26 protein-coding genes and 1 tRNA gene are annotated in these 24,102 nt (G+C 58.6%); 13 read left to right on the top strand and 14 right to left on the bottom strand.

Features of this window, described 5'->3' with window-relative positions; all coding sequences use genetic code 11:
* Positions 1-95 precede the first annotated feature (95 nt).
* Positions 96-917: an HTH-type transcriptional regulator BhcR gene (gene bhcR, locus FJ423_RS15110; RefSeq protein ID WP_140698754.1), complete on the top strand. Its 822-nt coding sequence runs from the start codon at positions 96-98 to the stop codon at positions 915-917.
* 97 nt (positions 918-1,014) lie between these two features.
* Here bhcR and FJ423_RS15105 read toward each other — a convergent pair whose 3' ends face one another.
* A complete protein-coding gene (locus tag FJ423_RS15105; protein WP_140842877.1) occupies positions 1,015-1,374 on the bottom strand; it encodes a hypothetical protein in 360 nt (119 codons plus the stop codon).
* A gap of 279 nt (positions 1,375-1,653) precedes the next feature.
* Here FJ423_RS15105 and FJ423_RS15100 point away from each other — a divergent pair, with 279 nt between their 5' ends.
* On the top strand, positions 1,654-1,941 hold the full coding sequence (locus FJ423_RS15100; RefSeq protein WP_246680170.1) for a hypothetical protein: 288 nt from the start codon (positions 1,654-1,656) through the stop codon (positions 1,939-1,941).
* Between the two features lie 114 nt (positions 1,942-2,055).
* On the opposite strand, the gene FJ423_RS15095 is transcribed toward FJ423_RS15100, so the two are convergent.
* Together FJ423_RS15095 and FJ423_RS15090 are read right to left on the bottom strand one after the other, a co-directional pair.
* A complete protein-coding gene (locus FJ423_RS15095) occupies positions 2,056-2,367 on the bottom strand; it encodes a BA14K family protein (protein WP_140842873.1) in 312 nt (103 codons plus the stop codon).
* Positions 2,368-2,570: 203 nt separating this feature from the next.
* On the bottom strand, positions 2,571-2,738 hold the full coding sequence (locus tag FJ423_RS15090; protein ID WP_140842871.1) for a hypothetical protein: 168 nt from the start codon (positions 2,736-2,738) through the stop codon (positions 2,571-2,573).
* Positions 2,739-3,010: 272 nt separating this feature from the next.
* Here FJ423_RS15090 and FJ423_RS15085 point away from each other — a divergent pair.
* Both FJ423_RS15085 and FJ423_RS15080 read left to right on the top strand, forming a co-directional pair.
* Positions 3,011-3,086 (top strand) — tRNA-Thr (locus FJ423_RS15085).
* A 45-nt stretch (positions 3,087-3,131) separates the two neighbouring features.
* Positions 3,132-4,673, top strand: coding sequence for a hypothetical protein (locus FJ423_RS15080; protein ID WP_140842869.1), 1,542 nt, complete (start codon positions 3,132-3,134; stop codon positions 4,671-4,673).
* A 21-nt stretch (positions 4,674-4,694) separates the two neighbouring features.
* Here FJ423_RS15080 and FJ423_RS15075 read toward each other — a convergent pair whose 3' ends face one another.
* Positions 4,695-5,198, bottom strand: a complete 504-nt coding sequence (locus tag FJ423_RS15075) for a hypothetical protein (RefSeq protein ID WP_140842867.1) — start codon at positions 5,196-5,198, stop codon at positions 4,695-4,697.
* A 1,078-nt stretch (positions 5,199-6,276) separates the two neighbouring features.
* Between FJ423_RS15075 and FJ423_RS15065 the strand changes: the two genes are divergently transcribed.
* Positions 6,277-7,320, top strand: coding sequence for a hypothetical protein (locus FJ423_RS15065; RefSeq protein ID WP_140842865.1), 1,044 nt, complete (start codon positions 6,277-6,279; stop codon positions 7,318-7,320).
* A gap of 191 nt (positions 7,321-7,511) precedes the next feature.
* Here the strand turns inward: FJ423_RS15065 and FJ423_RS15060 are convergent, their stop codons facing one another.
* From FJ423_RS15060 to FJ423_RS15025, 7 genes are all read right to left on the bottom strand, one after another.
* Positions 7,512-7,814: a hypothetical protein gene (locus FJ423_RS15060; protein ID WP_140842863.1), complete on the bottom strand. Its 303-nt coding sequence runs from the start codon at positions 7,812-7,814 to the stop codon at positions 7,512-7,514.
* 1 nt (position 7,815) lies between these two features.
* Positions 7,816-8,274, bottom strand: a complete 459-nt coding sequence (locus FJ423_RS15055) for a hypothetical protein (protein WP_140842861.1) — start codon at positions 8,272-8,274, stop codon at positions 7,816-7,818.
* A gap of 112 nt (positions 8,275-8,386) precedes the next feature.
* Positions 8,387-9,208 (bottom strand): hypothetical protein, encoded by an 822-nt coding sequence (locus tag FJ423_RS15050; RefSeq protein WP_140842859.1) that lies wholly within the window; start codon positions 9,206-9,208, stop codon positions 8,387-8,389.
* Positions 9,209-9,316: 108 nt separating this feature from the next.
* Entirely contained in the window at positions 9,317-9,901 is a 585-nt protein-coding gene (locus tag FJ423_RS15045; RefSeq protein WP_140842857.1) for a hypothetical protein, read from the bottom strand.
* A gap of 276 nt (positions 9,902-10,177) precedes the next feature.
* Positions 10,178-10,885 carry a primase-helicase family protein gene (locus FJ423_RS15040; RefSeq protein WP_140842855.1) on the bottom strand — a complete coding sequence of 236 codons (708 nt, stop codon included), beginning with the start codon at positions 10,883-10,885 and terminating at the stop codon, positions 10,178-10,180.
* Positions 10,854-12,515 (bottom strand): hypothetical protein, encoded by a 1,662-nt coding sequence (locus FJ423_RS15035; protein WP_140842853.1) that lies wholly within the window; start codon positions 12,513-12,515, stop codon positions 10,854-10,856. Before FJ423_RS15035 ends, FJ423_RS15040 begins: the two co-directional genes overlap by 32 nt.
* A 634-nt stretch (positions 12,516-13,149) precedes the next feature.
* Entirely contained in the window at positions 13,150-14,421 is a 1,272-nt protein-coding gene (locus tag FJ423_RS15025) for a site-specific integrase (protein WP_181174800.1), read from the bottom strand.
* A 330-nt stretch (positions 14,422-14,751) separates the two neighbouring features.
* On the opposite strand from FJ423_RS15025, the gene FJ423_RS15020 reads away from it, so the two are divergent.
* Complete coding sequence (locus tag FJ423_RS15020; protein WP_140842846.1) at positions 14,752-14,952, top strand: DUF2905 domain-containing protein; 201 nt, start codon at positions 14,752-14,754, stop codon at positions 14,950-14,952.
* 27 nt (positions 14,953-14,979) lie between these two features.
* Here the strand turns inward: FJ423_RS15020 and FJ423_RS15015 are convergent, their stop codons facing one another.
* On the bottom strand, positions 14,980-15,594 hold the full coding sequence (locus tag FJ423_RS15015; protein WP_140842844.1) for a TetR/AcrR family transcriptional regulator: 615 nt from the start codon (positions 15,592-15,594) through the stop codon (positions 14,980-14,982).
* Between the two features lie 93 nt (positions 15,595-15,687).
* On the opposite strand from FJ423_RS15015, the gene FJ423_RS15010 reads away from it, so the two are divergent.
* From FJ423_RS15010 to FJ423_RS14990, 5 genes are read left to right on the top strand one after another with little or no spacing between them, the layout of a single operon-like run.
* Complete coding sequence (locus tag FJ423_RS15010; protein WP_140842843.1) at positions 15,688-16,770, top strand: spermidine/putrescine ABC transporter substrate-binding protein; 1,083 nt, start codon at positions 15,688-15,690, stop codon at positions 16,768-16,770.
* Positions 16,771-16,778: 8 nt separating this feature from the next.
* Positions 16,779-17,624: an ABC transporter permease gene (locus FJ423_RS15005; RefSeq protein ID WP_140842841.1), complete on the top strand. Its 846-nt coding sequence runs from the start codon at positions 16,779-16,781 to the stop codon at positions 17,622-17,624.
* 2 nt (positions 17,625-17,626) lie between these two features.
* Positions 17,627-18,409, top strand: coding sequence for an ABC transporter permease (locus tag FJ423_RS15000; protein WP_140842838.1), 783 nt, complete (start codon positions 17,627-17,629; stop codon positions 18,407-18,409).
* Complete coding sequence (locus tag FJ423_RS14995) at positions 18,406-19,470, top strand: ABC transporter ATP-binding protein (protein WP_140842836.1); 1,065 nt, start codon at positions 18,406-18,408, stop codon at positions 19,468-19,470. Before FJ423_RS15000 ends, FJ423_RS14995 begins: the two co-directional genes overlap by 4 nt.
* Positions 19,471-19,473: 3 nt before the next feature.
* Complete coding sequence (locus FJ423_RS14990) at positions 19,474-20,232, top strand: MBL fold metallo-hydrolase (RefSeq protein ID WP_140842834.1); 759 nt, start codon at positions 19,474-19,476, stop codon at positions 20,230-20,232.
* Positions 20,233-20,251: 19 nt separating this feature from the next.
* Here the strand turns inward: FJ423_RS14990 and FJ423_RS14985 are convergent, their stop codons facing one another.
* The gene (locus FJ423_RS14985) at positions 20,252-20,416 is read right to left on the bottom strand and encodes a hypothetical protein (RefSeq protein ID WP_224532355.1); all 165 of its coding nucleotides are present in this window, start codon (positions 20,414-20,416) and stop codon (positions 20,252-20,254) included.
* Positions 20,417-20,661: 245 nt separating this feature from the next.
* Here FJ423_RS14985 and FJ423_RS14980 point away from each other — a divergent pair, with 245 nt between their 5' ends.
* Positions 20,662-21,435: an NAD kinase gene (locus tag FJ423_RS14980; protein ID WP_140842832.1), complete on the top strand. Its 774-nt coding sequence runs from the start codon at positions 20,662-20,664 to the stop codon at positions 21,433-21,435.
* Positions 21,436-21,725: 290 nt separating this feature from the next.
* Positions 21,726-23,267, top strand: coding sequence for a DEAD/DEAH box helicase (locus FJ423_RS14975; RefSeq protein ID WP_176477022.1), 1,542 nt, complete (start codon positions 21,726-21,728; stop codon positions 23,265-23,267).
* 94 nt (positions 23,268-23,361) lie between these two features.
* On the opposite strand, the gene FJ423_RS14970 is transcribed toward FJ423_RS14975, so the two are convergent.
* The gene (locus FJ423_RS14970; protein WP_140842830.1) at positions 23,362-23,970 is read right to left on the bottom strand and encodes a hypothetical protein; all 609 of its coding nucleotides are present in this window, start codon (positions 23,968-23,970) and stop codon (positions 23,362-23,364) included.
* Positions 23,971-24,102: the final 132 nt, after the last annotated feature.

Genomic DNA, 24,102 nt, shown 5'->3' with positions numbered 1-24,102 from the left:
TTCGCTTCACTTTTCCTTTTCCAAAAAATCGCTCATGGCCATTACTGAAAAACTTTTTCATTGCATCCGATGTCAAACCGGCGAAAATGGCCGGGATGGAAACGACGGAAAAACGCCAGCGCGGCCGGCCGCGCGCCTTCAACGGCCCGTCCGAAGCGGCCTCGGTGCAGTCGCTCGACCGGGCGCTGCGGATCCTGGCGATCGTCGCCGAGGCCAGCGGACTGTCGCTCAGCGAGATCGCGGCGCAAAGCGGCATTGCCGCCTCGACCGCCTATCGCATGCTGACGACGCTGGAAAACCACGGCATGGTCGAGTTCGACACGACCGATCAGCTCTGGTCGGTCGGCGTCGAGACCTACCGCATGGGCGCAGCCTTCCTGCGCCGGCGCAAGCTGGTCGACCGCGCCCGCATCGTCATGCAGGAATTGATGGAAAAGACTGGCGAGACGGCCAATCTCGGCGTCGCCGAGGACGATTGCGTCGTCTTCGTCAGCCAGGTCGAGACGCATCAGGCGATCCGCGCCTTTTTCCGGCCGGGCACGCGCAGCCCCTTTCATGCTTCCGGCATCGGCAAGGCGGTGCTGGCGCATCTCGAGCCGGAACGGGTCGCCGCCATCCTGCGCAAGGCGGGCCTGCAGCGCTACACGGACAAGACGCTTTCCGACATTTCGGCGCTGGCCCATGATCTGGCCGTTATCAAGCATCGCGGCTGGTCGGTCGACGACGAGGAGCGCCACCCCGGCATGCGCTGCGTGGCCGCCGCTATCTTCAATGAGTTCGGCGAGCCGCTCGGCGGCGTTTCGGTATCCGGACCGACGGTGCGGGTGACGCCCGAGCGGCTAGCCGAGATCGGTCCGCTGGTGCGCGACGCCGCGGTCGAAGTGACGAAGATGATCGGCGGCGTGAAAGCCTACTAGAGCGTTTCACCGTTTCATGGAAACGGCGAACCGCTCTAGCTCTTTGTTTTTACGCAATTCCGAACGGAAAACCGCACACACTTTTCCTGGAATTGCTCTAAGACGCGCCTGGCAATGCGCTCTTTGCCGATATGTCGAAGAAATCGAGCAGGATCGCCAGCGCGACGCCACAGGCCGCGAAAATGAGGCCGGCGAGGAATATCCGACTGGCGCGGTCATGAATGCTTCGCTGCAGGGATTTGATGTCGAGCAGAATGGCCAACGCCCGGATCTGCAGCGCGATGCCGACCAGGATCGGCAGGACGGCAATCAGATGGTAGGTCTGCCATGGGATAGGGTTGGCCGCCCAATGGGTGATGAAGCCTAGCGAGAACGCCAGCAGGATGCCGACGATTGTGATGGTGCCGTTGCGGAAAACCGGTTCGACCCGTTCTTCCTTGGGATCCTGCTTGTCCAAGCGACCCTCCCCTCGATTGCCGTCAAAGCCAGACTAAACGCTTGCAAAATCGCTGTACATCGTTGGTTGCTCAGCAAGGCAGGCCGGCCATACCAGGACGGACGCCGGACTTGACCGGTCTTGCCGCGGCGTCGGAATGCATGCCAAAGGGCACGGATGCGGAAAACCCTTTACCTCCTATCCGCCGCTTCCCTTTGCGGATGCGTGGCGGCACCGGTCGAGCCCATCGGCAGTCCCAGCAGCTACTCGCTGGTCGATCCCGTCCCGATCTCGCTGGCGATGGAAGAGATCATCACCGCCGGCGTTCGCCAACATCTGAAGAACCCCATCGCTGCCAGATTCGGAACGATGCTCGCCGGAGAACGCACGTTGAACGGCCGCCACGAAGTGGTGGCGTGCGGCTATGTCGACGACAAGGGCTCTCCCGGCGGCAACGAGCCTTTCATCGGCAAGATCTATCCTGATGCCGGAAACAGCTTTGAACTGGTTGCGATAAATGACGTTTCGGTCATCGGCGCCTGCAAGGCGGCGGGATTGGCAATGCCGGAGCTGAAGCCCAATTCCTGAATTGCTGGAGGCTGAAACGTCGTCCGCTCCAAATCAAGCCAATCAGGCAGATGTTCAACGCAAGAAAAGGGGCTGCGCGCAGCCCCTCTTTCCAGCCGTTTGTTCAGCTCCCTCCTAGAGCCTGCAATAACGCGGGCCGTCGTAGCTCATATAGGTGTCGGTGCGCTCGTCGTAGCTGGCGTAGCGGGCATAGCAGCGGCGGACGTGGATCGAGTCGTAGCCGTCGTCCTCGACATAGACGCTGCGGGGCTGCTGCTGGGCAAGCAGGCTGCCGAGAACGAAACCGCCGACGCCGGCGGCGATGCCGATGCCGAGCTCGCGGCGGTGATGATGGTCGTGGGCGGCCGAAGGCTGGACGGTGCCGACGAGCGAGCCGGCGGCGACGGTGGCGGCGATGAGGCCGGAAACGATGGTGCGCTTAAACATGACGATCTCCTGTTTCGTTGGAGAGGCGAACCATCCGCCTCTTGATCGTCTGTCGCTGCGGCCCGGAAAAAGGTTCGAAGTATTTTTGCGATTTTTTTCGCCGGGACTGAGCAAATAGGGAGTAGCCAATAGCGAGTAGGGAAAGCGGGGATATGCTGAATGCAAATCCTATTCGCTATTCACTATTCGCTACTCGCTCTCTTTCACCCCATCCCCGTCACGTGCCTCAGCCAGAAGGCCAGCACGATGAAACCGATGAAGGTGGCGACGCCGGTCCAGTCGATGTTGGCCTTCTTCAGATCGCTGATGACCTTCACCAGCAGAAGCCAGGTCACGACGATGAGCGGCAGGATGATGACGAATCTGATCATGCGGCACCCGTTCGATGCGATTGCACCCGACAAAGATGTAGGAAGCGGCGCAGCGCTTTTCAGCATGCCGACCAAGCCACGCGGTCCATTAGGAACCCGAAACGGAGTTTTGTCTTTACTGGCGCACAAAATGTGCTACCGGAGCGCCGTGCCCTTGTAGCTCAGCTGGTAGAGCAGCGGTTTTGTAATTCGCTGGATCAATCATCTAAGACATTGGAAAGCATCAACGTTTTTCAAAACCGGGTTTCAGGGGTATACGTACGGGTAAATGTGCCGCCTTAGCTCAGCTGGTAGAGCAGTAGTTTTGTAAACTATTGGTCGGGGGTTCGAGTCCCTCAGGCGGCACCATCCGGCTATCCGACTAGACTAATGCTCAATTGGCGAGTGCGTCCAATGGATCGGCAACCCCGAGTTGACAGAGCCAGCGAATATGAGTTCGCCACTATCTGCGCGAATGCCGGCGTGCACCCGCAAAATGTCAGTGAGGACGAAACGGGTTGGGATTACCTAGTTGAGTTCCCCCCGGACCCAAACTTTATTCCAGCGGATGCACAACCAGCGGGTCGCTCTGCGTACGCGCAAATCAAATCGACGATTGGCCGTTACCGCCGAACATCAATCACTTTGTCGAACGCGCGTCGAATGGCGCAACAAGGCCATCCGTGGTTCATCGTCCTATTTCATAGATTGCCTTCGGGTGAACGTAGGATTTATGCGCGGCACTTCTGGATCGAGCTTATTTCAGAAAGCTTGAAAGCAGTGCGGGCAGCCGACCTAGCGCACGAAAAACTTCACAAAAAGACGCTGACAATTTCCTTCGAAGACAGCGACGATCATACAGACGATCTGATTGAATGGATCGAAAAGACAATCGCACAGATTGGCGCTGATTACCAAAGGCAGAAACTCAGTGCCTTCCAATCCGTGGGGTACGAGGACGGCTGCGGCTCGATAAAGTTTAGCTTCCAATCCGACAACGCAGATGAAATTGCCAAGGCGTTGTTGGGCATTGGTGAGGTAACAATACAGAACTTCGAAATGACCCCGAAGCGGTTCGGAATGGCGGACCGACGTGGTCATCTAATGGCCAGTACCGCAACACTTCAAAGCTCGCCAGCAACGTGGAAAGACTGCCTGATCAAAATAAGGGCAAGAGGCGAGGACGATGCAATTTCGATTCCGGGCAAGGTAGCGTACACGAAATTTCCGCGAGGGTATGCCCGTTTCACATCCGAATTTCTGGAGATAGTTTGGTCAACGGATGACAACGCTGTACAATTTAACAGCAAGATTATAATCGAACAGCGTCGCAGTCTGGCTGCGCTTGTGACCCACGTCCGATTGCTGGCCCGTATTACCAGCAGTGATACGGACATACAAATATGGATCGAAGGTAGGCGTGCGTTTGGAGGGCGCGGTGAAAAAGCTAGAGATCCGCGCCGGTGGAGCCAACTCCATCCGCTGCTATCGTTCCTTCACTCGCTCGTTGCAGACGACATAAGCGTTTCGATTGCTGAGATCGCGGCAGCGTCGGCAGAGTTGCGCCGTTTCCGGGAAATTGTCGCTTATGGGGTGTCCTGCACTCTCGAATTCACCGACGTTGAGGGGGTTCCACTTGGTGCGGAACGGCTGCTGTACTCGGCGCAGGTGACGGTCGGTCCAGCGACCTTCTTTGCTATTGTCGAGCGGCCGGTTCTCAGGGAGGACCAGAAGGGTGAGCAAAGGCATTTTGAGCTCGGTGACCCTCGCATCGTCGACAGCTATGCGGTAACGGGGGAGGCTGCTGACGAGCAATTCCAGGCTGACTTCGAACGAGAGATCAACCAAAGCTCGCGAACCTTGGGAATTGCCGACATACGGCCCGCATTTGAAGGACGCGAGATACGAATATACACGTCTCCCGGCCTTGATCGGGCGGATGGCTCGGTTGAGTGAAGGGGGCGCAGTCGGGCACGGTCAAACAGCCCAGTCAGTGCTCGCTCTCCCCGCTCGCGCGTATCCTGTTTTATTGAACCTGAAGGTGTGGTGACTGCTCTTCTGGCAGACTTTGAAGTCCCCTTCCCCGGATATGAAGCTGATCAACCTATCGGCATTGAGACACACCGGGCATATGAAATGCATCGGTTGCCCGTTCGCCTGATCCCCTCTCAACCTAAACACAATGTCGTGTTGATCCGTCTGAAAAAGCTCGTATCGTGCCTTTTCGTTCTCAAAGTCGTCCTGCTTCTTCAACTCGCGGCTAAGTGCTTTGATTGCCTCGCTAAGCTGCACATTCATCATGTTCGCAGCCGTCAATTCGGTGGCGAGCGTGTTGAGAAGCGTTTGGGCTTCGCTGTTCCCCGACTTCTTTTCGGAGGCGAGCAACTTTCTGACCGCCTCTACTGTGGAGACCGCCTTTCCTGTGGCACCCAGCGCGGTAGATGCCAGGCCAAGCACGCTTTCAATCGAACTGAAATCCATCTGATCAACCCCCGCTGCAATTAAGCGAATAACACGACCCGCTTCCCTGTTCAAAGTCGCGTAGGGCTTTGGGAATTACCCCGACGATAACCCCTGCCTACGCTCCCGTCGCCCGACAGCGATAACACCCATTGAATTTGTTACAAAATGGAGTCCGCTTTATCGAACAAGCGTCTGTTTGAATGTTTGCTGCTCTTGTTGACCCGTACGGCGCCGGCGAACTGGGGCCACGGGGCACAGCGGCATAACGCCGTGCGATACCAGCAGGTGGCGTCACTTGGTTGTAAGTTCGCTGGAACATTGGTTCCAAATCGGCGTGGCTTTAGCCACGAAAGCAGGGTCATTCGGGGCAGATTCTAGCGGTCTGAATGAAGCGGCTGCGATGCTTGTGCGCCAAACAGCCCACGAAGCCAGGCCGTCCGAGAAGCACCCGCAAAATTGCTTCTTTTGGTTCTGAGGCAGCACCGCAACCGCTTGGTTTCGAGTCATGCAACCGGCCTCAATCTCGCTTCGCATATCTCTCGTTCTGCGGGCCGTCTCTTGGTAGAAAAGCACACCCATGAATCCCAAGAACACGACATAGCCCAATATCACCTGTCGGTTGCGCTGCGCCTTTCGCATGGCGAGCCATCCAACGATTGCGGGCACTCCGATGAGACCAAGACCGTAGCTTAGCGTGTCAGCCTTAATCTCTCCATACAAGGAGGCAGCCGCCAGCGAACCTATCCCGTACAAGGTAACGTACAGTGGCCAATAGTGTTTCGGTGAAGTTGATGATGGCGCAGGTGTTTCGGTAGTAGTCATTTGCTCCCCCCTTTTTTATTAGGCGTAACAGAAAAAGTGGCAGCGACAAAGCACACGCTGCCTCTAAAACGTGGGGCACAGATAACGCGATCCTCAAAGCGCTCGCGGAATGGTTCAAGGTTGCCCATGATGTCGCGCAAAGCGCGGGTCCATCCACGGATCGCGTCTTGGCTGGTGGTGATATCAATTGGGGGCGATTGTGCATCAAGGAACGCGCTACGCTAGAGCCGTTCCGATGCATAAGGCGCGAGGGTTTGATGTCCGGAGAAGCGAAATGAAAGAGGAATCTTTTGGGCTATTTCCAATCCGAGGATTGTGGATTGGTCTCGATGAAGTTTCGCCCCTCCTGCTGGAACGAGAGTGGGCTTTCGTCGCGCCGAATGACGCGGACTCGATAGCCAGCCTTGTCAAGGACCAAGATAGTCTGCGTGGCAACGTCGAAATGCTGCGCGAGCGGTTGAAACCTGATGCGTTCCTGATTGTCAGGCGGTATTTGGATTTTTCAGATGTAAGAGCTGCGTGGCTAAATGTCAGGGAGCAGGCTCAGCGCATAATTACCGCACTCAATCTCATATTTCTGCGGTCGCCGCTCTATGAGATAAAACTTCAAAATGGCAGCGACGGCCAAAGGATGCACCCGCACCCGATCTGGTTGACGGAAGTTCCTGAACATCCAGAGCTACCACTTGTCTTTCTGCGGGATAGATTGCTGGTGTCTGGTCACCATCAAACCCTCAGCTGGACGAGTTGGCAGATGTTGTCAGGCCAACGTCGGTCCAACGCTGATATCGATGCAGCAATAAACGCAGCTCCCGATATTTACAAGGCATTGTTGCCGGGAGGGAACGTACAAAATAGTTTCGAAAGCGCTGCACGGGCACTTATGCTGTCGTTTAATGTCGCTAGCCAAGGGCAATTCATTTCTAGCGCTGTTGGCTCGTTGGATATCTTGTTTGGCGAAAACAACAGCGTGCGCTGGTCCAGCATGCAAGACTACGTGTCAACTCTGTGCGGCAGCGGGTCTTTGCCTCGCGTGAAGAGCGTGTTTGAAGGTCGTCACAGGTTTATCCATCGACATATCGAACCTACTGATCCGTCGAGCCACTTGATCACCGTTGCAGTCGTCGCAGCAGCATTCATTCGTTGGGCAGACATGCTTGCGCGTTATAAGGATCGAACTGCATCGCTCGACGTGCTAGAAGCGATTGGACGGCTGACGCGCGCCTCGCGGGGGAATTCCGCCGAAGTCGCCGCAGCTCTCGCCCAAATCTCCAAAATGGTTGCGCTTCCTCAATGGATAGCTGACTGGTCGCTATAGCAAGATGGGATTCGCATACTGGTAAAGCGATCCATCACCAGCGCCGATAAAATGCCTTACTGAGGATCTTGTCTATACCCCCGCGACTACCCCTTCCCGCGTCCTTTGGGTCAATGGCATCTTTGATCAATGAATTCTATGGTGTTTGTCGCTGGCTTTGCCGCCTTGGCGTCTGTTCGGGTATCCGCTGCTCAAGCGATCCAGTCGTGCCATTTGGCCTGTGCAATCTCCGGCGCATCGGTCGGCACTATCCGCTCCGCAATTGACGCCGTGGTTGTGATCTTGAAAAGCCGCGCTACCAGATGGGCGCCATCACTCGTCAAGCAGTAAGCGTAGCGCCGTGCGGGATCGGCGATAATTGCCAGCGTCATGTTGAACGCATCTAGGAATGCCTGTTCGTCTCGATTAAGCCGCGCCAGCGGGTATTGCCGGTCACGATCGGGAGCGATCTTGTCCAAACGTTTTGCCAGGGCGAGACGCGCAGCGGGACGCATGTTATCCCCGTTTGGCCGCTTCCAACTGCTCGACGCGGCGCAATAAGTCGGCGTCCTCAACGATATTTTTCGACGCGGTAATAGCTTCCAATAGCTGCTTCGCTTCGTCAGGGCTTACCTCCCCGGCCCATGCCGCTTGTAGCACGGTCCTAGCGAGTTCTTCGCTTGTCGGATTTTCCGGAACGTCGGGAAGCTCAACCGTCCTGTTCTTTGGGAGGAATGCATCCACTCCGTATTTCAGCAAAATCTCCGCGGCCCTTAAGTCGCCCGCCATCATCGCGCCGACAAGCATATTCATCGCAGTGACAGCGTGTTCGTTGGCCATATCGATGGCGCGCCGGGAAACCCTTGAGCGCGAACCGACCTTTTTAAATCCCTTGTGACCGGGCAGGAATTTGCCGGTCCGCTCGTCTTTGCCGGTTCCATCATCTATGCCGACGTTGGGCGTAAGATTTACCATTGCGTTTCTGACACGGGTGTCAGCCATTTTTTGGAGTGTTTATGAGACCGGCCGGGCTAAATCAGGAAGGAAATTAACCCGGCCGGAACGCGAGGAAGTATCGGCGAACCTCCTACGCGGGTTTGCCCATCAGCAAATCGAGCGCTTGCGAGTCGCTCACGTTTGCGGATTGCATCGTAAAATTGATCGTCGCGACCAAGAGCTTCGCCGCCATATCTACGGCCTCCTCGCGCTGCTTAATTTGATCGATCTTCGCCGTCGCAAGAATGCGCAATGACTCATCGCTCATCCGGTTTTGGAGCGGATCGGCCGGCGTGGAAAAATTGTCCGACGGATCGTTCGACATGAACTTGATTGTTTTGGCGATTGCGAACTCGTTTTCCAGCAAGGCGATTAGCTGGGGATCATCCTTGAACTGCGTCAGAGCGATGTAAGGGACCACGGCATTCAAAATGTTCAATCCGCCTTCGACACACCATTTGTAGGCGGCGCCCAGATCATTGCCGAATTGCGACCGGAGCATTTGCCGGATTTCCACGCGTTGAATTGCATCGACAGCGGTGCCGTTCGGGCTGGCAGTGGCTTCAAGCGGTTGCCGCAACGAATAGCGCACGGCGGCCGTAGTTTGCCGCTCGCTGATAGCCGCCTGTCGGACGGCCCGGAATCCAGGACCTAAATACCGACTGCACGCCTCTGCCCCCACCCGCTCTACGTCGTTAGCCTGCTTGAATTGCTTGTCCGCCGCCTCGATCGAGGCGGCAGCTGCCGTAAGGCCCGTCGCTAACGACGTGGCTGCGTTGTCGAGATCACTGGCCACGCCGCTATACTGGTTCGGCCAATACCAGCTGTACACGCCGCCACCGCCGGGAGTTGACCAGTTAAAAAGAACGCCCCGAGTGTCGCCGCTGACCCTGTTGAAGCTTTTAGTCAACATAGTTTCGCATTCCTTCTGCATGAATTCCACGAATCGCTACGCAGAAGAAATATTCGTACCGCGAATAACAGTCTACTATCGGTAATTGTTATCCACAGCTGCCAATTACTACTGAATTTTGCCGATATTTCCGCCGGGACTCACCCAATTGTTGACGTCTTTAGATCGGTATCCTCGTCGAACAATTTCCGCGATCAACGCCGGGGTGATCGGCTTGAGTTTGTGTCGGGGTTCTTCCGGATGAACCGCCCACGGCTTGAGTTGCCGATCCAGAAATTCGGCAACATATGCCGGAGAGGAAATAGCAAAGTGATGGTTGCCGTCTTGGTCCTGCCCATGCAGCATTCGTTCGGTCAAATCGGCAAGATAAAAATTGTCAGGGCTGACTATTTGACGGTCGTTAGGTCCGCCGATTTCCACGATTGAAACGAACTGCTGGCCAAGCCGTGTGGCTGCAATCATGGCATTCCATGAATTGTACGCCTTGTTGTGCCAGACGGTGGTCCGGATATTTGCGCTGTCAAAATACGAAACAATGTGCAGGGCTTCGTCCTCGTAATTGAATTCGGCTCGGTGAGCCGGAGCATCCCAAACGTAGCGTCCGAAGTTCGCCCAGATTCGATCAATCGCAAGGAACAGCCTGGCCTGCTTGTGACCGGTTGGCGTATTCGAGAAAGTCAGTTCGCATTCCATAGTTGATGCCTCCATTTACCCCGGTGATTACCCACGGCGAGCTATCGGGCAGTCTACCGTTTGATTTCGCTTCGATTTTTTCTAGCCGCGTATCGGTCTATGCAACCGATGCTCCCGGCAGCGACGCTGCTACGAGTTTCTGTTTTCAGGATTTCAGAAGAGAGATCGGGCTGGACCGGGTTGGACCACGTTCTATTTCTAACACGCGAAACCTCCCATTCATTCAATAAGGTCTAAAACGTGGTCCAACCCGGTCCAGTCGCAAATTACGCAAATTTAACCTCCGAATTTAAATTTGCCGCGAGCGTCTACGGCCTTGGCATAGGCCCCCTGTGGATCGGCCTCGATCTGTTGCAAGCTGTAGTCGCGGACGATCACAAAGCGATATTTGTTTAGCCCGCTTCCAACCTTTCCGGAGAGCGTCATCCCCGCGCGTTCGATTAGCTTATTGACCGTTTTGTCACCCGGTATTTTGATGTTGTTGTCGTGCAGGTAATTCATGAGGTCGCTTCGTTCGGCAACCGGACCTGGCCATTCATCCCTGAACGCGCCAATCAACCCGTCCAAATCCGACTGCATGGCACCAAGCGCCTTCCGCTTAGCTTCGTTCATTTCCGGTATTGCGCCGGGCTTGAACGCCGATATGTCCAAATGCTCCAGCCGACTACGAACCGCTGCGATAAATTCCGGGTTAGCAATCTGCCTGTAAAGCCGCTCATAATATCCCGACGATTGCCTAACCGTCGGATTGGCAATCACGTTAAAGCGTCTGTCCGACGCGTCGAACGGAAGCGCGTCCCAATTGTTGCTGAAAAATAACCATCGGCAGCAATTCCATTCGACGTATTCAAGGCCGTGCTTCTCGTTGATCCGACGCATTTCCGGATTGATCATTGCCTTAAGTTTTTCGCTATGGCTCCAGCGGCTATAGCCTTGCATTCCGGCTTTCGCTTCATCCACGACAGCCAGCAATTTCTTGCTCAATCGACCGTTGAATGTTCCGTCGAGCATTTCTTGAATGTCGATGCCGGCTAACAAGGACGCTGGAGAGCCAATTTCGGCCTATCCCCGTTTCTTCGGTAATCAACAAATAGGCGGATTGGGGAAGCTCTTCCGGACGCTGGAGAACGTGAGCAAGCCATTGCTCGAAACGAACGCGCTCCGCTTCAATTGGGACAAGGTAGGTAAGGTGTTCATTCCAGACGGCTTCGAGCGACGGAGCGTTGTTCGGCAGGGTGTACGGTCTAAACCCGCGCCATGTGTTGAACCCCGTTCCTTGGCTTTCCGGCGCCTCGCAAATGATGGGGGCGTTGGGCCTCCAAGTCACAACATCGATCGTCTTCCTAGATGGCGAATGCTCCCATAGGGTGAGAACCGATTGAGAGCGCGTTTTGAAAGCTCCGGTCTTGTGGTCAAATGTGCTGGTCTCGACTTCATATTTAGAAGCGGCGTAAACGCGTTGAGCCGTCGCGACCGGCAGAACGGTTAGGGTCTTTGAATCGGCAATTGCTCCACCCGATTTGGCGCTCATGATAAACCAGAGATCGGCAAGCGCGTCGTCAATGGTCAAAACCCGCGTGTGGATGGGGCCGGTGTCGCTACCGATCTGGCGGTTTTCTTCTATCTGCCGTTCACGGCGTTCTTGCATGTTGCCGGTGTAGACCACGCGGCAATGCGCGATGGAATTAAGCGCCGTCCTGTTCCGGTAATATGCGTGTTTGGTCCATTTATCCCGCCTGCCAAGCGCCGATTGGCTAAACAGCCGGATCATTCTTCCGTGGTCGCGACCGGTCCAATAGGCGAGCCGGTTCATCAAGCTTAGATCGGCTTGCGAGTGGTCGAACGGTTTTCCAGTGCTGGAGGGATAGAACGACGCCAATGGGGCACTATTGGCTTCCCATAGTTGAATGTTCGTCGGGGAGTGTCCAAGCGTAGCTTTCGTGCCACCTAGGGAGGCCAGGAAGCGCTGCAAAAGCTCGCCGTCGTCTTCCGGGCCGTTCCATCGCGGATCGCGTTCAGCGGGCTCCTGTAGCGCGTCCGTCTCGCCCGCCGCTCGCAACGGAATCATGCAAGCCAGCTGGTTGGTCCAATCGATATCGATATTGCCTTGGATACCGCTTCGACCGAACGCAACGAAGCGTCCCGTCCGATAGCACTCCAACCAGCCAGCCCATTTGTTGCGAAAAATAGCGAGTGCCGCCTTATCGCAACGGCCGAAAATGTGGAGACCTTCATTTGACTGAGAAAGCTCCCACGCTGCACCGCTAAATTGCCGGCAAATCGCTTGAGCTTCGGGAGACAATTCGCCAGTCAGCGCGTCGCGGCAACCGTCCAAATCCAATAGGAAGAAATGGTCCGTGTCGGTAAACACGAAGCCAAGTCCGGCATATTGACCGGACGCCAGCGCCGCAATTGCCGTCTCATAATCCGACCACGTGGCTCGATCCGTTGAACTCGCTGCATTGCCGGTCTTGGGATCAAACGGAAGTTTGGCCGGCTTCGGCTCCCCGGATCGTTGCACAAGCCGCCAGACGACGAATTGTGGAAGTGCCTTGAGCGATGCGGGCACATCGACGTTGCCCGAGTGCGCGGGCAATGATATGTGGGCGTTCACTGGTATTGTCCTTCAAGGCCGGCGAGCGGTGCAACGCTGCCGGCCATTTCTTTGAGCGGCGGATCAACTAACCGCTGCTCTGGTTTTGAAAACTGTTGTTCACTCAAATACTTGCTGAAAACGCAGTCCCGCCAAAAGCGGCGCGGGTAAGCCACCGGGGAATTTGTCACCCCCTGTGCGCGAGCATGAATTGCTCCACTTCGGCGCGCACCCAATAGCGCCGCTTGTTGATCATGCGAGGTTTGGGAAAGTCGGAAACGGGCGGCGTTACCTTTCCCGTTCGGGGATCGCATGAGCCGTTAAGCCAGCGATAGAGCGTCATATCGGTGATGTTGCCGCAAGCGGCGCGCACTACGGGTGCGGGGATAAGTTCCACGGAAGACATGGGACAGACCTTATTGGTGAGGGAAATGGCTTAGTCCTGGCCCTCGCGATCCATCGCAGAGCGCCGGGCCGTTCCCCGGCTTCGGGTCGTCCAACCCCTATCGCCGCGTCTTCCTCGCGGCCTTGGGCCGTCCAGCCCCTCACACCATCGGTCGTCCAACCTTTGGCACGGGCAACCGACCATAACAAAGTCTAGTGGTCAATAACTCTCGATAACTCCGCTGTGGATAAGTCCGGCAGAACCTCAGCCCTAAGCGGTCTTTTTGAATATCGCTACATTGTTTGCGATAATTGACTGAATGCGCGTTGCCCATTTTTCTAACGCATCGCGTTTTTCGTCTTGATAATCATACCGATTGTAGATCGCGGCGACGCCAGACACTTTACCCGTTTTGTGATTTAGGATTGCTTCGGTCACTTCCTGCTTAATTCCAAGCTTGGCGAGTTCGGTTGCACAAGTGCGGCGCAAATCGTGCAAATGCCAATCGGGCAATGCGGGTTCGCCGCAATGCTTATCGAGCGCTTTCTTGCCGTTGCTGAATCCGCTGAACGGCGTGGTTGCGGTCGTGGTGAATACGTATTCCGACAAATTCCCGTCCGCGTCGTGCATCTTCGGCAGCGCTTCAATTATTGTTTTTGCCAACGGAGCAAGCGGCACGACATGCGGTCGTGAATTCTTGGTGCGAGCCGCTTCAAGCGTAATTGCGTCATCGGCTATTTCGGACCATTTCAGATTGGCGATCTCATCGCGGCGCTGCCCGGTCAACAGCAGCAATTGTGTCATCGGACCGAATGGATAGCCGCACTTTTCGGACGCGTTCCAAACTGTCTTGATTTCCTCATGGGACAACACGCGGTCGCGGCTGGTCGGTTTGGCCGGTGCTTCGGCAAGCTCGATGATGTTCCGACCCATGATCCGCGCAACCGGCTTCCAGCGGAAGAAAGCGGACAGGACCGCAAAGGCGTTCCGCCTCGCGCCCGGTGATAGCTTCGCCAAGAGCTTTTCAACGTCCCGGTAATCGACCGTGCGAATGTCCGTGACGTGTTTCCAGTGCGGCTTGATGTTGGTCGCGATAATGCGTTCGTATTCGTCAGCTGTGGTTGCTTTGACCGCCCTGCCCTTAAATCCGGTCGTCCTGGCGGTCTTGATAAATTCGTCAAACCAAGCGGCCACACTCGTCTTGTCGATCTTCTGTTGCCGGGGATCGTTTCCGCGTCGAGCATCTGCAACCACATGTTCGGCGAGCGCCCGAGCTTGGGTAACGTTCAACGCTTGCGTTGCGGATACGATAATTGCTCCGCGTTCGACGCTGCCGGTTTCGTCATAGCGCCCGATTGTGACCTTCGCGGCTTTACCGTCTATTTTGGTCCTCACTGCCCACGATAAAGCGCCGCTTGGTTGCATAACGAGATACAATCCAGATTGAGTGCTGTCCGGTATTTCTTGCCGGGTGGCTGTCGGCTCCAAATTGGCAATGAACGCGGCGGCCTTCTTGAATTGGCCGGGTATCGCTTGGGGCATCGTTGTGGCTCCGGGTAACATCAGGGGTAATTCGGGGTATGTGATATTACGTTATGGAGCGTTATGCAAACCGATGCCGTGCGCGCCAAAAAATTGCTTAAAATGGCGCTATATCAATGTGTTAACCGGTCGGCACGTTAGGCGTCGTTACGCTTTGGGGTGCTGTGGCACAAAATTTGTAAACCGAAGGTCGCGGGTTCGATCCCTGCCGGGGGCACCATCCTGTAGCGGAGACGCCCGCAATGCCCTTCGAACAAACGCTGTTCGCGAGCGCACGCGGCTGAGCACGCCGGTATGATCGCTAGTGGCGTGACGCAGACGCGGGGAAGCATGTCGCGAACCCTGATCATCGTTGGTCTCTGTTTGGTTGCCGTAGGTCTGCTATGGCCCTGGGTGGGCCGGATCGGCCTTGGCCGGCTACCAGGCGATATCGTGATCGAGCGCGAGCATTTCAGGCTCTACATTCCCATCACCACGGGAATACTGATCAGCGTCGTGGTCTCGGCGATCCTGTGGCTGATCAACCGTTAGGGGCGCTTCGGCGGCAGCGATTTCGTTTCACACCCCAATCGCCACCACCAGCACCCTGTTCTGCCTTCGTATCGCCGCGCGCAGTTCCGGTATCTTTGCCTCGTCGCGCTTCACGAACTCGATGAACATCATGTTCATGTTGTTGAAGATCAGCTCGCCCACCGCCGGCCCGTCGATGTCCGAGCGCACAAGCCCGATCTCCTGCAGGCGGACTATCAGCGCGCTGATCTGCCTGGTTAGCTCGCGGTCGAGGGCGGTGTAGGCCTGGCCGAAGGGGCTGTCGGGCAGTTGCGTCGAGATCGCCATCGCCTGGCGCCACATCTCTTTGCTCAGATAATTCAGCGAGTGCTCGATATAGATGCCGATCAGCGTGTCCAGCGCGTCGCCGACATTGGCGGGCGGGTTGGCGACCACCCCTCGCCCGGCATTCAGCACCTCGTTGACCTCCATCGACACGATGGCGCCGAGAATGTCGCCCTTGTTCTGGTAGTAGTTGTAGATCGTGCCGATCGAGACCTCGGCCTGCGCTGCGATCGCCTCGATCTTGGCACCTTCGTAGCCGGCCTCGCGGAACAGCTCCGTCGCCGCATCGATGATGCGGCGGTGCCGGTCCGCCTTCTGCCGTTCGCGCAATCCGCTCATATCGGCCTCTCTGCCACAAAATCATAATTGACTCAATTTTAGAATTGGTTCAACTTTTCTTCCAACAAGCCAGCAAGGCAGGGAGAACACTCGATGACCATCACCGCCCGGACTCCGCTTTCCACCCTGAAATCTTATCTTTCAGCCGCTTGCGCGGCCGCGGCTCTGCTCCTCGGGGCCGGCGGCGCCCAGGCCGCCGATCTCAACGCTCTGATCTGGTGCGATCATTCCGATCCGGCGCTGCTGCGGCCCTTCGAGGAAGCCAACAACGTTAAGGTCAACGTCAAGGAATTCGAAGGCACAGGCGCGGGGCTGGCCATCGTCGACCAGTCGCAACCGGGCGACTGGGACGTGATGGTGATCGATAGCATCGACGTGCCGCGCGGAGTCGAGAAAGGCCTGTTCGAGCCGCTGCCCGAAGGCAAGCTGCCCTTCGCCGACCTCTTCCCGGAAGTGACGATGGACAAGTCGACCATCGTCGACGGCAAACGCTACGGCATCACCGAAAAGTTCGGCTACAACACGATCGGCTTCAACAAGACCAAGGTCGACCCGGCCGACATGCAGTCGCTGGCCTCGCTCACCAGCGACAAATACAAGGGCAAGGTCGCGATCTACGACTATTACCTGCCGGTGATCGGCATGGCCGCTCTGGCCATCGGCAAGAAGACGGCCGACCTCACCGAGGCCGACCTGCCTGCCCTCAAAGCCGAGCTGCTCAAGATGAAGGCCAATGCCAAGCTGGTCGGCGAGGTCACAGCCAGCCAGACGGCTCTTGCCACCGGCGAGGTGGATATCTTGGTCGGCGGCGGCGAATGGGTGACGGCTGGCCTTGCCAAGGAGAACCCCGCGCTCGACTTCTCGATCCCGAAGGAGGGCGCTGTGCTCTGGTCGCAGTCGCTCGCCATGTTCAAGGATTCCAAGAACAAGGACATGGCGCTGAAATTCATCCAATACATCCTGAGCCCCGAGGGCCAGGCGCGGCTTGCCACCTCTTCCTGCTACTGGGGCATGCCTTCGAACAAGAAGGCGGCGCTGACTGATGATCAGAAGAAGATCCTGCGCTTCGACGAGCAGCCCGGCTTCCTTGCCCGCGCCCAGGCCTATCCGGCGCCGAGCGCCGATCTCGATAAGAAGATGCAGGATATGTGGACCGAGATGCTGCAGGCGCAGTAAACCGGCCGATGACATCAGCGGGAAACAAGTCGCGTGCCCTGCCCTGGGCGCTGGTCACGCCGGCGCTGGCATGGACATGTGCTTTCTTCGTGCTGCCCTTCATCGCCATGGGGTTTTCCAGCCTGACGGCGCATGAAGGCGGCGGCTTCACTCTGACCAATTACAGCCAGTTCTTCACCGATCCGTCCTACTGGCGGGCGATGGTGAACTCGCTGGAGGTAACGGCGATCGTCACCGTGATCTCGATCCTGCTTGCCTATCCCTTTGCCTGGATTCTTGCCGAGATGGTGCCGGAACGCTGGCAGCGGCTGGCGCTGATGCTGGCCGTGCTGCCGTTCTGGACCTCCTATGTCGTGCGCTCCTATTCCTGGCTGCTGGTGCTGGCGCAGACCGGCGTCATCAACCGGGCGCTGACCGGCATAGGGCTGATCGGCGAGCCGCTCCAGCTTGCCAACACGCGTTTCGCGACCGTCACCGGCTTCGTGCATTTCTTCGTCATGTTGTTGACGCTGACGATCTTCGCCAATCTGAAACAGCTCAGCCCGAGCTACCGCAAGGCTGCCGCCGATCTCGGCGCCGGGCCGGTACGCACCTTCCTGCATGTGGTGCTGCCGCTGACCTTGCCCGGCATCATGGTGGGCGCCTTCCTCACCTTCGTGCTCTGCATCGGCGACTACATCACGCCGCAGATCCTCGGCGGCAACAACGAGCTGGTCATGCCGCAGCTCGTCATGATGCAGATCGGCCGCCGCGGCGACTTCCCGTTGGCTTCGGCACTGTCGATCATCCTGATGGCTGTGGTGACCATCGCCTATCTTGCCTGCGCCCGCTGGCTGAAGATCGAGCGGGCCTGACCATGCGCGCCGCCATCCGCCTCGCCGCCTGGGTCTACGCCATCGCGATATACGGCTTCATCTTCCTGCCGGTGATCGTGCTGGTGCTTTTCTCGCTGCAGGCCACGTCTTTCCCGATCCCGCCCTTCACCGGCCCGTCGCTGCGCTGGTATCAGGCGGTGCTGTCGGATGCGAGGCTGACCTCGGCGCTCCTCAACTCGCTGCTTGTGGCGGTGCTCTCCTCGCTTGCCTCCGTCACGCTCGGCTTCCTCTCAGCCTGGGGTTTCGCCCGCTTCGTGCTGCCGGGCTCGGCCATCCTGCGCGGCCTGATCACACTGCCGCTGACCGTCAGCTATCTCATCATCGGCATGGGCATGCTGGTGCTGTTCAACTGGGCCGGCGTGCCGAAGTCGCTCTTGGCCGCCGGCATCGGCCATGTCGTGATCAACCTGCCGCTCTGCTTTGCCATCATCTATAGCCAGATGGGCGACCACCAGATCAACATCGAGCGCGCGGCGCGCGATCTCGGCGCCGCCGAGTGGAAGGTGCTGCTCATGATCACCGTGCCAGTGATGGCGCCGGCGATCTTCGCCGGTTTCTTCCTGTCGATGACCTTCTCCTGGGACGAGTTCGTCATCTCCTTCCTGCTCACCCGCTTCGAGACGACGCTGCCGGTGGAGATCTGGAACCTGCTGCGCTCCGGCCTCAATCCCAAGACCAATGCCGTCGGCTCGCTGGTCTTTGCCGTCTCCATCGTCCTGGTGGTGTTTTTCGAATTGACGCTGTTGCGGAGAAAGCCGGCATGAGCGCGCCCTTGGTCGACATCCGCAATGTCTCGCACCGCTTCGGCCAGCTAGCGGTGCTGAAGAACGTCTCGCTGGCAATCGAGCCGGGCAGCTACACGATCCTGCTCGGGCCGTCCGGCTCCGGCAAGACCACGCTGCTTTCGATCCTCGGCGGCTTCGTCACGCCCAGCGAAGGCAAAGTGTTCATCCGCGGCACGGATTGCACCGCTCTGCCGCCGGCCAAGCGTCCGACGACCACCGTGTTCCAGGACTACGCGCTATTCCCGCATATGAGCGTCGGCGGCAATGTCGGCTTCGGGCTGCGCATGCAGGGCGTCGACGGCGCGACCCGAGCGACCAAGGCGCGCGAGGCGCTCGCTCTCGTGGGGCTGGCGGCCGCCTTCGACAAGAAGCCGCATCAGCTCTCCGGCGGCCAGCGCCAGCGCGTGGCGCTCGCCCGAGCGCTGGTCAACGAACCGGCGGTGCTTCTGCTCGACGAGCCGCTCGGTGCGCTCGATCTCAAACTGCGCCGGCAGATGCAGGACGAGCTGAAGGCGATCCACAAGCGCGTCGGCACCGCCTTTATCCACGTCACGCACGACCAGGAGGAAGCGATGGCGTTGGCCGACCATTGCGTGGTGATGAACGACGGCCGCATCGAGGACGAAGGTCCGCCCGAGCGCGTCTATGCGCGGCCGGCGACGCGCTTTTCCGCGACCTTCATGGGCGAGAGCACGATCCTTGCCGCCACCGTGACCGAGGCGAAGAACGGGATCGTCACGGCCAAGACGGCGTTGGGGTCGATTTCACTGCCAGGTGCATCGCCTGCCGGCGCCAAGGTCACGCTCGCCATCAGGCCTGAGCATATCGCCCTCGGCGAAGCGAAGAGCGATGTCGCGCTCGGCACGGCCAAGGTCGGCGATGTCGTCTTCCAGGGCAGCTTCAAGCGTGTGCTGGCCATCTCGACGCAGGATACCGCGCTACAATTCATCGCCAAGGCGCCCGCTTCCGCCACCGTCCGGACAGGCGACACGATCCCGGTTTCGTGCAACGCTCAAGACATCATCCTGCTGGCGGACTGATCCATGGGTATGCTTCCGGTCATCGAGGCTCCGGACTGGTACGAAACCATCCGCATGGGCAACGATATCACGCTCATCCATGAGCCGTGGATAAAACCGTTCTTCCGCTGCAACATCTGGCATGCGCGCGGGCGCGACCGCGACCTGTTGTTCGACACCGGCCTCGGCCATTTCAGCCTGAAACGCCATGTGCCGCTGGTGAGCGAGCGCAAGCTTACCTGCGTCGCCAGCCACACGCATTTCGATCATATCGGCTGCCATCACGAATTCCCGGACCGCTGCGTGCACTCCGCCGAAGCGGCAATCCTCGCCGATCCGCGCAACGAATGGACGGTGGCGGACCGCTACGCCAATGAGGCGATGTTCGACGGCGCGCCGGTGGGCTGGGATACGGCGCGCTACCGCATCCTGCCCGCGCCGGCCGGCCGGCTGCTCGAGCATGGCGATGTGGTCGATCTCGGCGACCGCGCCTTCGAGGTCATCCACACACCTGGACATTCGCCCGGCGGGATCGCGCTTTATGAGAAAAAGACCGGCATCCTGCTGTCGGGCGACATAGTTTATGAAGGGCCGCTGATCGACGACGTCTATCACTCCGACATCGATGACTATGTCGGGACCCTGCTTTCCATGCGCGAGCTCGACGTCTCGGTCGTGCATGGCGGCCATTTCCCGAGCTTCGGCAAGGTGCGCTACCGGCAACTCATCGATGAGTATGTCGCGGGCAAACGCAAGGCCGGGTGCCACTTGCAGAGCGGCTGAGCGATCAGGGAAGCGAAGCCTACAGCGCCCTTTGCGGGCAAAGTGTTCCCGTGGCGTCGCCGCAGCGGGAAGCTGTCGGCTGCGGCCGCTGGCTCATCTCTTCGGAATGACGCACCAGCTCGGCGAACATCAGCGCGAAACTTCCCATCATCAGGAAGACTATGATCAGACGCGTTACCGGCAATAGACAGGTCTCTCGACTGGCTAGCCCCCGCCAACCCATCCACTGTCGGCTAACATGATCGATCCGGCTTTACGAGTGTTTAAGCTTCGCCTTAACCATTGCGGCCATCACATTCGTGTAGCGGCTGTCACGAAGCGCGATTGTCGGATGTGCCCGTCGTCCGGCGCAGCGCCCTTCACAGACGTGGGCGGCGCATGCTACGCCGTCGCCGGCGCGGCCCCGCAGACGGTCGCCCTCCGGGAGCCATGAGCAAAGCCGCCAGCCGTTTCGCCTTCGTTTCTTCCGACACCGACGACGCCCGCGCGGCGCTGGAAAGCCTGTCCGCGCGCTATGGACAGGTGCCTGTCGCGGATGCCGAGATCATCATCGCGCTCGGCGGCGACGGCTTTCTTCTGCAGACGCTGCGCGAGACGATGAGCACGGGCAAGAAGGTCTACGGCATGAACCGTGGCACCATCGGCTTCCTGATGAACGAATATCGCGCCGGCGGCCTCGAGGAACGCATCGCCAACGCCGTCTCCGAGACGATCCGGCCGCTGGAAATGGTCGCTGTGACGCATGACGGCGAAACGATTTCGGCGCCGGCGATCAACGAGGTGGCGCTGTGGCGCCAATCCTACCAGACGGCGAAGATCCGCATCACCGTCGACGGCCAGGTGCGGCTGGAGGAGCTGAACTGCGACGGCGTGATGATCGCGACGCCCGCCGGTTCCACTGCCTACAATCTGTCGGCGCATGGGCCGATCCTGCCGCTCGATGCGCCGCTTCTGGCGCTGACGCCGGTCAGTCCTTTCCGGCCGCGCCGCTGGCGCGGGGCGCTGCTGTCCAACAAGGCGACCGTGCGCTTCGACATCCTGGAAGCCGAAAAGCGCCCGGTGAATGCCGCGGCTGATCATACCGAGGTCAAGGCGGTGGCCTCCGTCACCGTGCGGGAATCGCCGACGGCGACGGCAACTTTGCTGTTCGATCCGAACCATTCCTGGAACGAGCGTATCCTTGCCGAGCAGTTCCGCTACTGAGCGGCGCAAGGATATTGTTTCGATCAATGCGTGTCGCCCAAAAGCGCGCAGCGGTTTTGGGCATACGGCGTGATCAAGCAAAGATATAAAGCGCGGAGCCTCAACCGTTTCAGCTCGACCCGCTTTAAGCATCGCGATTAAGGTTACGTCTTCACAATCGCTGTATTTCGGTCCGTTTCTGTTGACAAATCGAGGGCTTGCGCCTAACTGCAACACCGATCTTGCAGGCGCGCGGCGCCTGCCGCGGCTACTGTGTCGCGATTTTCCCAACCAACAAAGACAACAAACACTTGTCCTCAGACACCACGATCGCTCAAGAAGCGTTGACATTCTCAGACCTCGGCTTGTCGCCGAAGGTTCTCTCCGCGGTCACCGATGCCGGCTACACCACGCCGACTCCGATCCAGGCCGGCGCCATCCCGCATGCGCTGCTCGGCAAGGACGTGCTGGGTATCGCCCAGACCGGCACCGGCAAGACCGCTTCCTTCGTGCTGCCGATGCTGACGCGCCTGGAAAAGGGCCGGGCGCGCGCCCGCATGCCGCGCACGCTGATCCTAGAACCGACCCGTGAGCTCGCCGCGCAGGTCGAGGAAAACTTCATCAAATACGGCAAGAACCACAAGCTCAATATCGCGCTGCTGATCGGAGGCGTCTCCTTCGACGAACAGGACAAGAAGCTCGAGCGCGGCGCCGACGTGCTGATCGCGACGCCCGGCCGCCTGCTCGACCACCGCGAGCGCGGCAAGCTTTTGCTCAACGGCGTCGAGATCCTCGTCATCGACGAGGCCGACCGCATGCTCGACATGGGCTTCATTCCCGATATCGAGCGCATCTGCGAGATGATACCGTTTACGCGCCAGACGCTGTTCTTCTCGGCGACGATGCCGCCGGAGATCACCAAGCTCACCGAGAAGTTCCTGCACGCGCCGGTGCGCGTCGAGGTTTCGAAGGCCGCCTCCACGGCGACCAGCATCACGCAGCGGCTGGTCAAGTCCGGCTCGAAACCCTGGGAAAAGCGCGAGACGCTGCGCGACCTGATCAAGGCCGAAGACGCCGATCTGAAGAACGCCATCATCTTCTGCAACCGCAAGGTCGAGGTGTCGGAGCTGTTCCGCTCGCTGTTGAAGCATGATTTCGATGCCGGCGCGCTGCATGGCGACATGGACCAGCGCGCCCGCATGCAGATGCTCGCCAATTTCCGCGACGGCAAGCTGCGCTACCTCGTTGCCTCGGACGTCGCAGCGCGCGGTCTCGACATTCCCGATGTCAGCCATGTCTTCAATTATGACGTGCCCATCCACGCCGAGGATTACGTCCACCGCATCGGCCGCACCGGCCGCGCCGGACGCGCAGGCAAGTCCTTCACCATCGCCACCCGCTCCGACACCAAATATGTCGACGCCATCGAGAGGCTGATCGGCACCAAGATCGAGTGGCATGACGGCGACCTGTCGACCGTGACCGAGAGCGAGGGCGAGGAGCAGCCGCGCCGCGGCCGCGGCGCCCCGCGTCGCGCCGGCCGCAAGGACGAGGACCGCAAGGATCGGGGCGAGCGCAAGAAGGACCGTCACGCAAAGCGCGACGAGACTCCCGATGCCGCGCGTGAGGAACAGCCTGTCGCCGAAGTGGCCGACATCGCCGAACGCCGCGCCCGCAAGGACGCGATCCGTTCCGAGAACGAGCGCAAGGGTCCTGGCAGCCGTCACGAGCAGCGCGGCGACGCCCGTCCGCAGCGCGACCGCCCCGGCCGCCATCGTCAGGAAGAAGACGACGCAACCGTCGGCTTCGGCGACGACGTGCCGGCCTTCATGCGGATCGTCGCGAAGGTCTGAAGCCGATATCAGCATAGCTTGAATTGAAAACGGCCCTCACACGGGGCCGTTTCGTTTTTGGCTTCGCCTGAAGCAATCCAGCCAAAGGCGATGCCTACATCGGACCCGGCATCATCTTGGTCGGCTTCTCAAGCATCGGGAACTCGGCCTTGCTGCATTTCACGTTCGGGTTCGTCGGGCTGAACATGCCGTTCGGATTGTCCCTGAACAGCCATGCATGCAGGTCGTAATGGACGAACTCCCTCGGAATGAGCGGGTAGTGGCCTTCCATCGGCCCCATGAATTTCTGCCCGAACAGCGTCGGCACCTCCTTGGTGTCCGGCGTCAGCGGCACCAGCCATTCCACCCCAACCAGCTTCAAGCCTTTCTTGGTCGGCTCGTAGATCAGGACGTTGGGTTTCATTGGGTCGAGCGGCTTGCCGACGCTCGGGACGTTGACGAAATGGATGCCCATCGCGCCCTTCTGATAGTACATAGCGCCGTCTATCTTCTCGCCGGCATAGTGGATGCAGCCGACTGTCGACAAATAGAGGTCGCGAACAGCGGCGGTGTAATCTTCATACTTGGCCAGCGATTTCTTCAAGGCTTCGATGTCGGCCTTGTTGGCGTCCTCGGCCCGGGCCGAAGCGAGCCCGAACGATGTGCCGATAAGACATGCCAAAACGACGACGCCGCAGCGCCCCAAGCGAGCTGTTCTTGTCATGCATTCCTCCCAGATTCTCTTGATCTGGCCGTGCAAGACCGGGGCGGTAGATGTTGATTGCGCGGCCGATTGACCGCCCCATCCCCTCTGGAACAGCAGAATGTTAGTCCTTTCCCTGGTTTTGGAAAAGCA

Origin of the sequence: Mesorhizobium sp. B2-8-9, assembly GCF_006439475.1 — a bacterium.
In the GTDB taxonomy this organism is placed as follows: domain Bacteria; phylum Pseudomonadota; class Alphaproteobacteria; order Rhizobiales; family Rhizobiaceae; genus Mesorhizobium.
The sequence above is the reverse complement of the archived record's forward strand: the minus strand, read 5'-3'. Positions and strand labels throughout refer to the sequence as shown.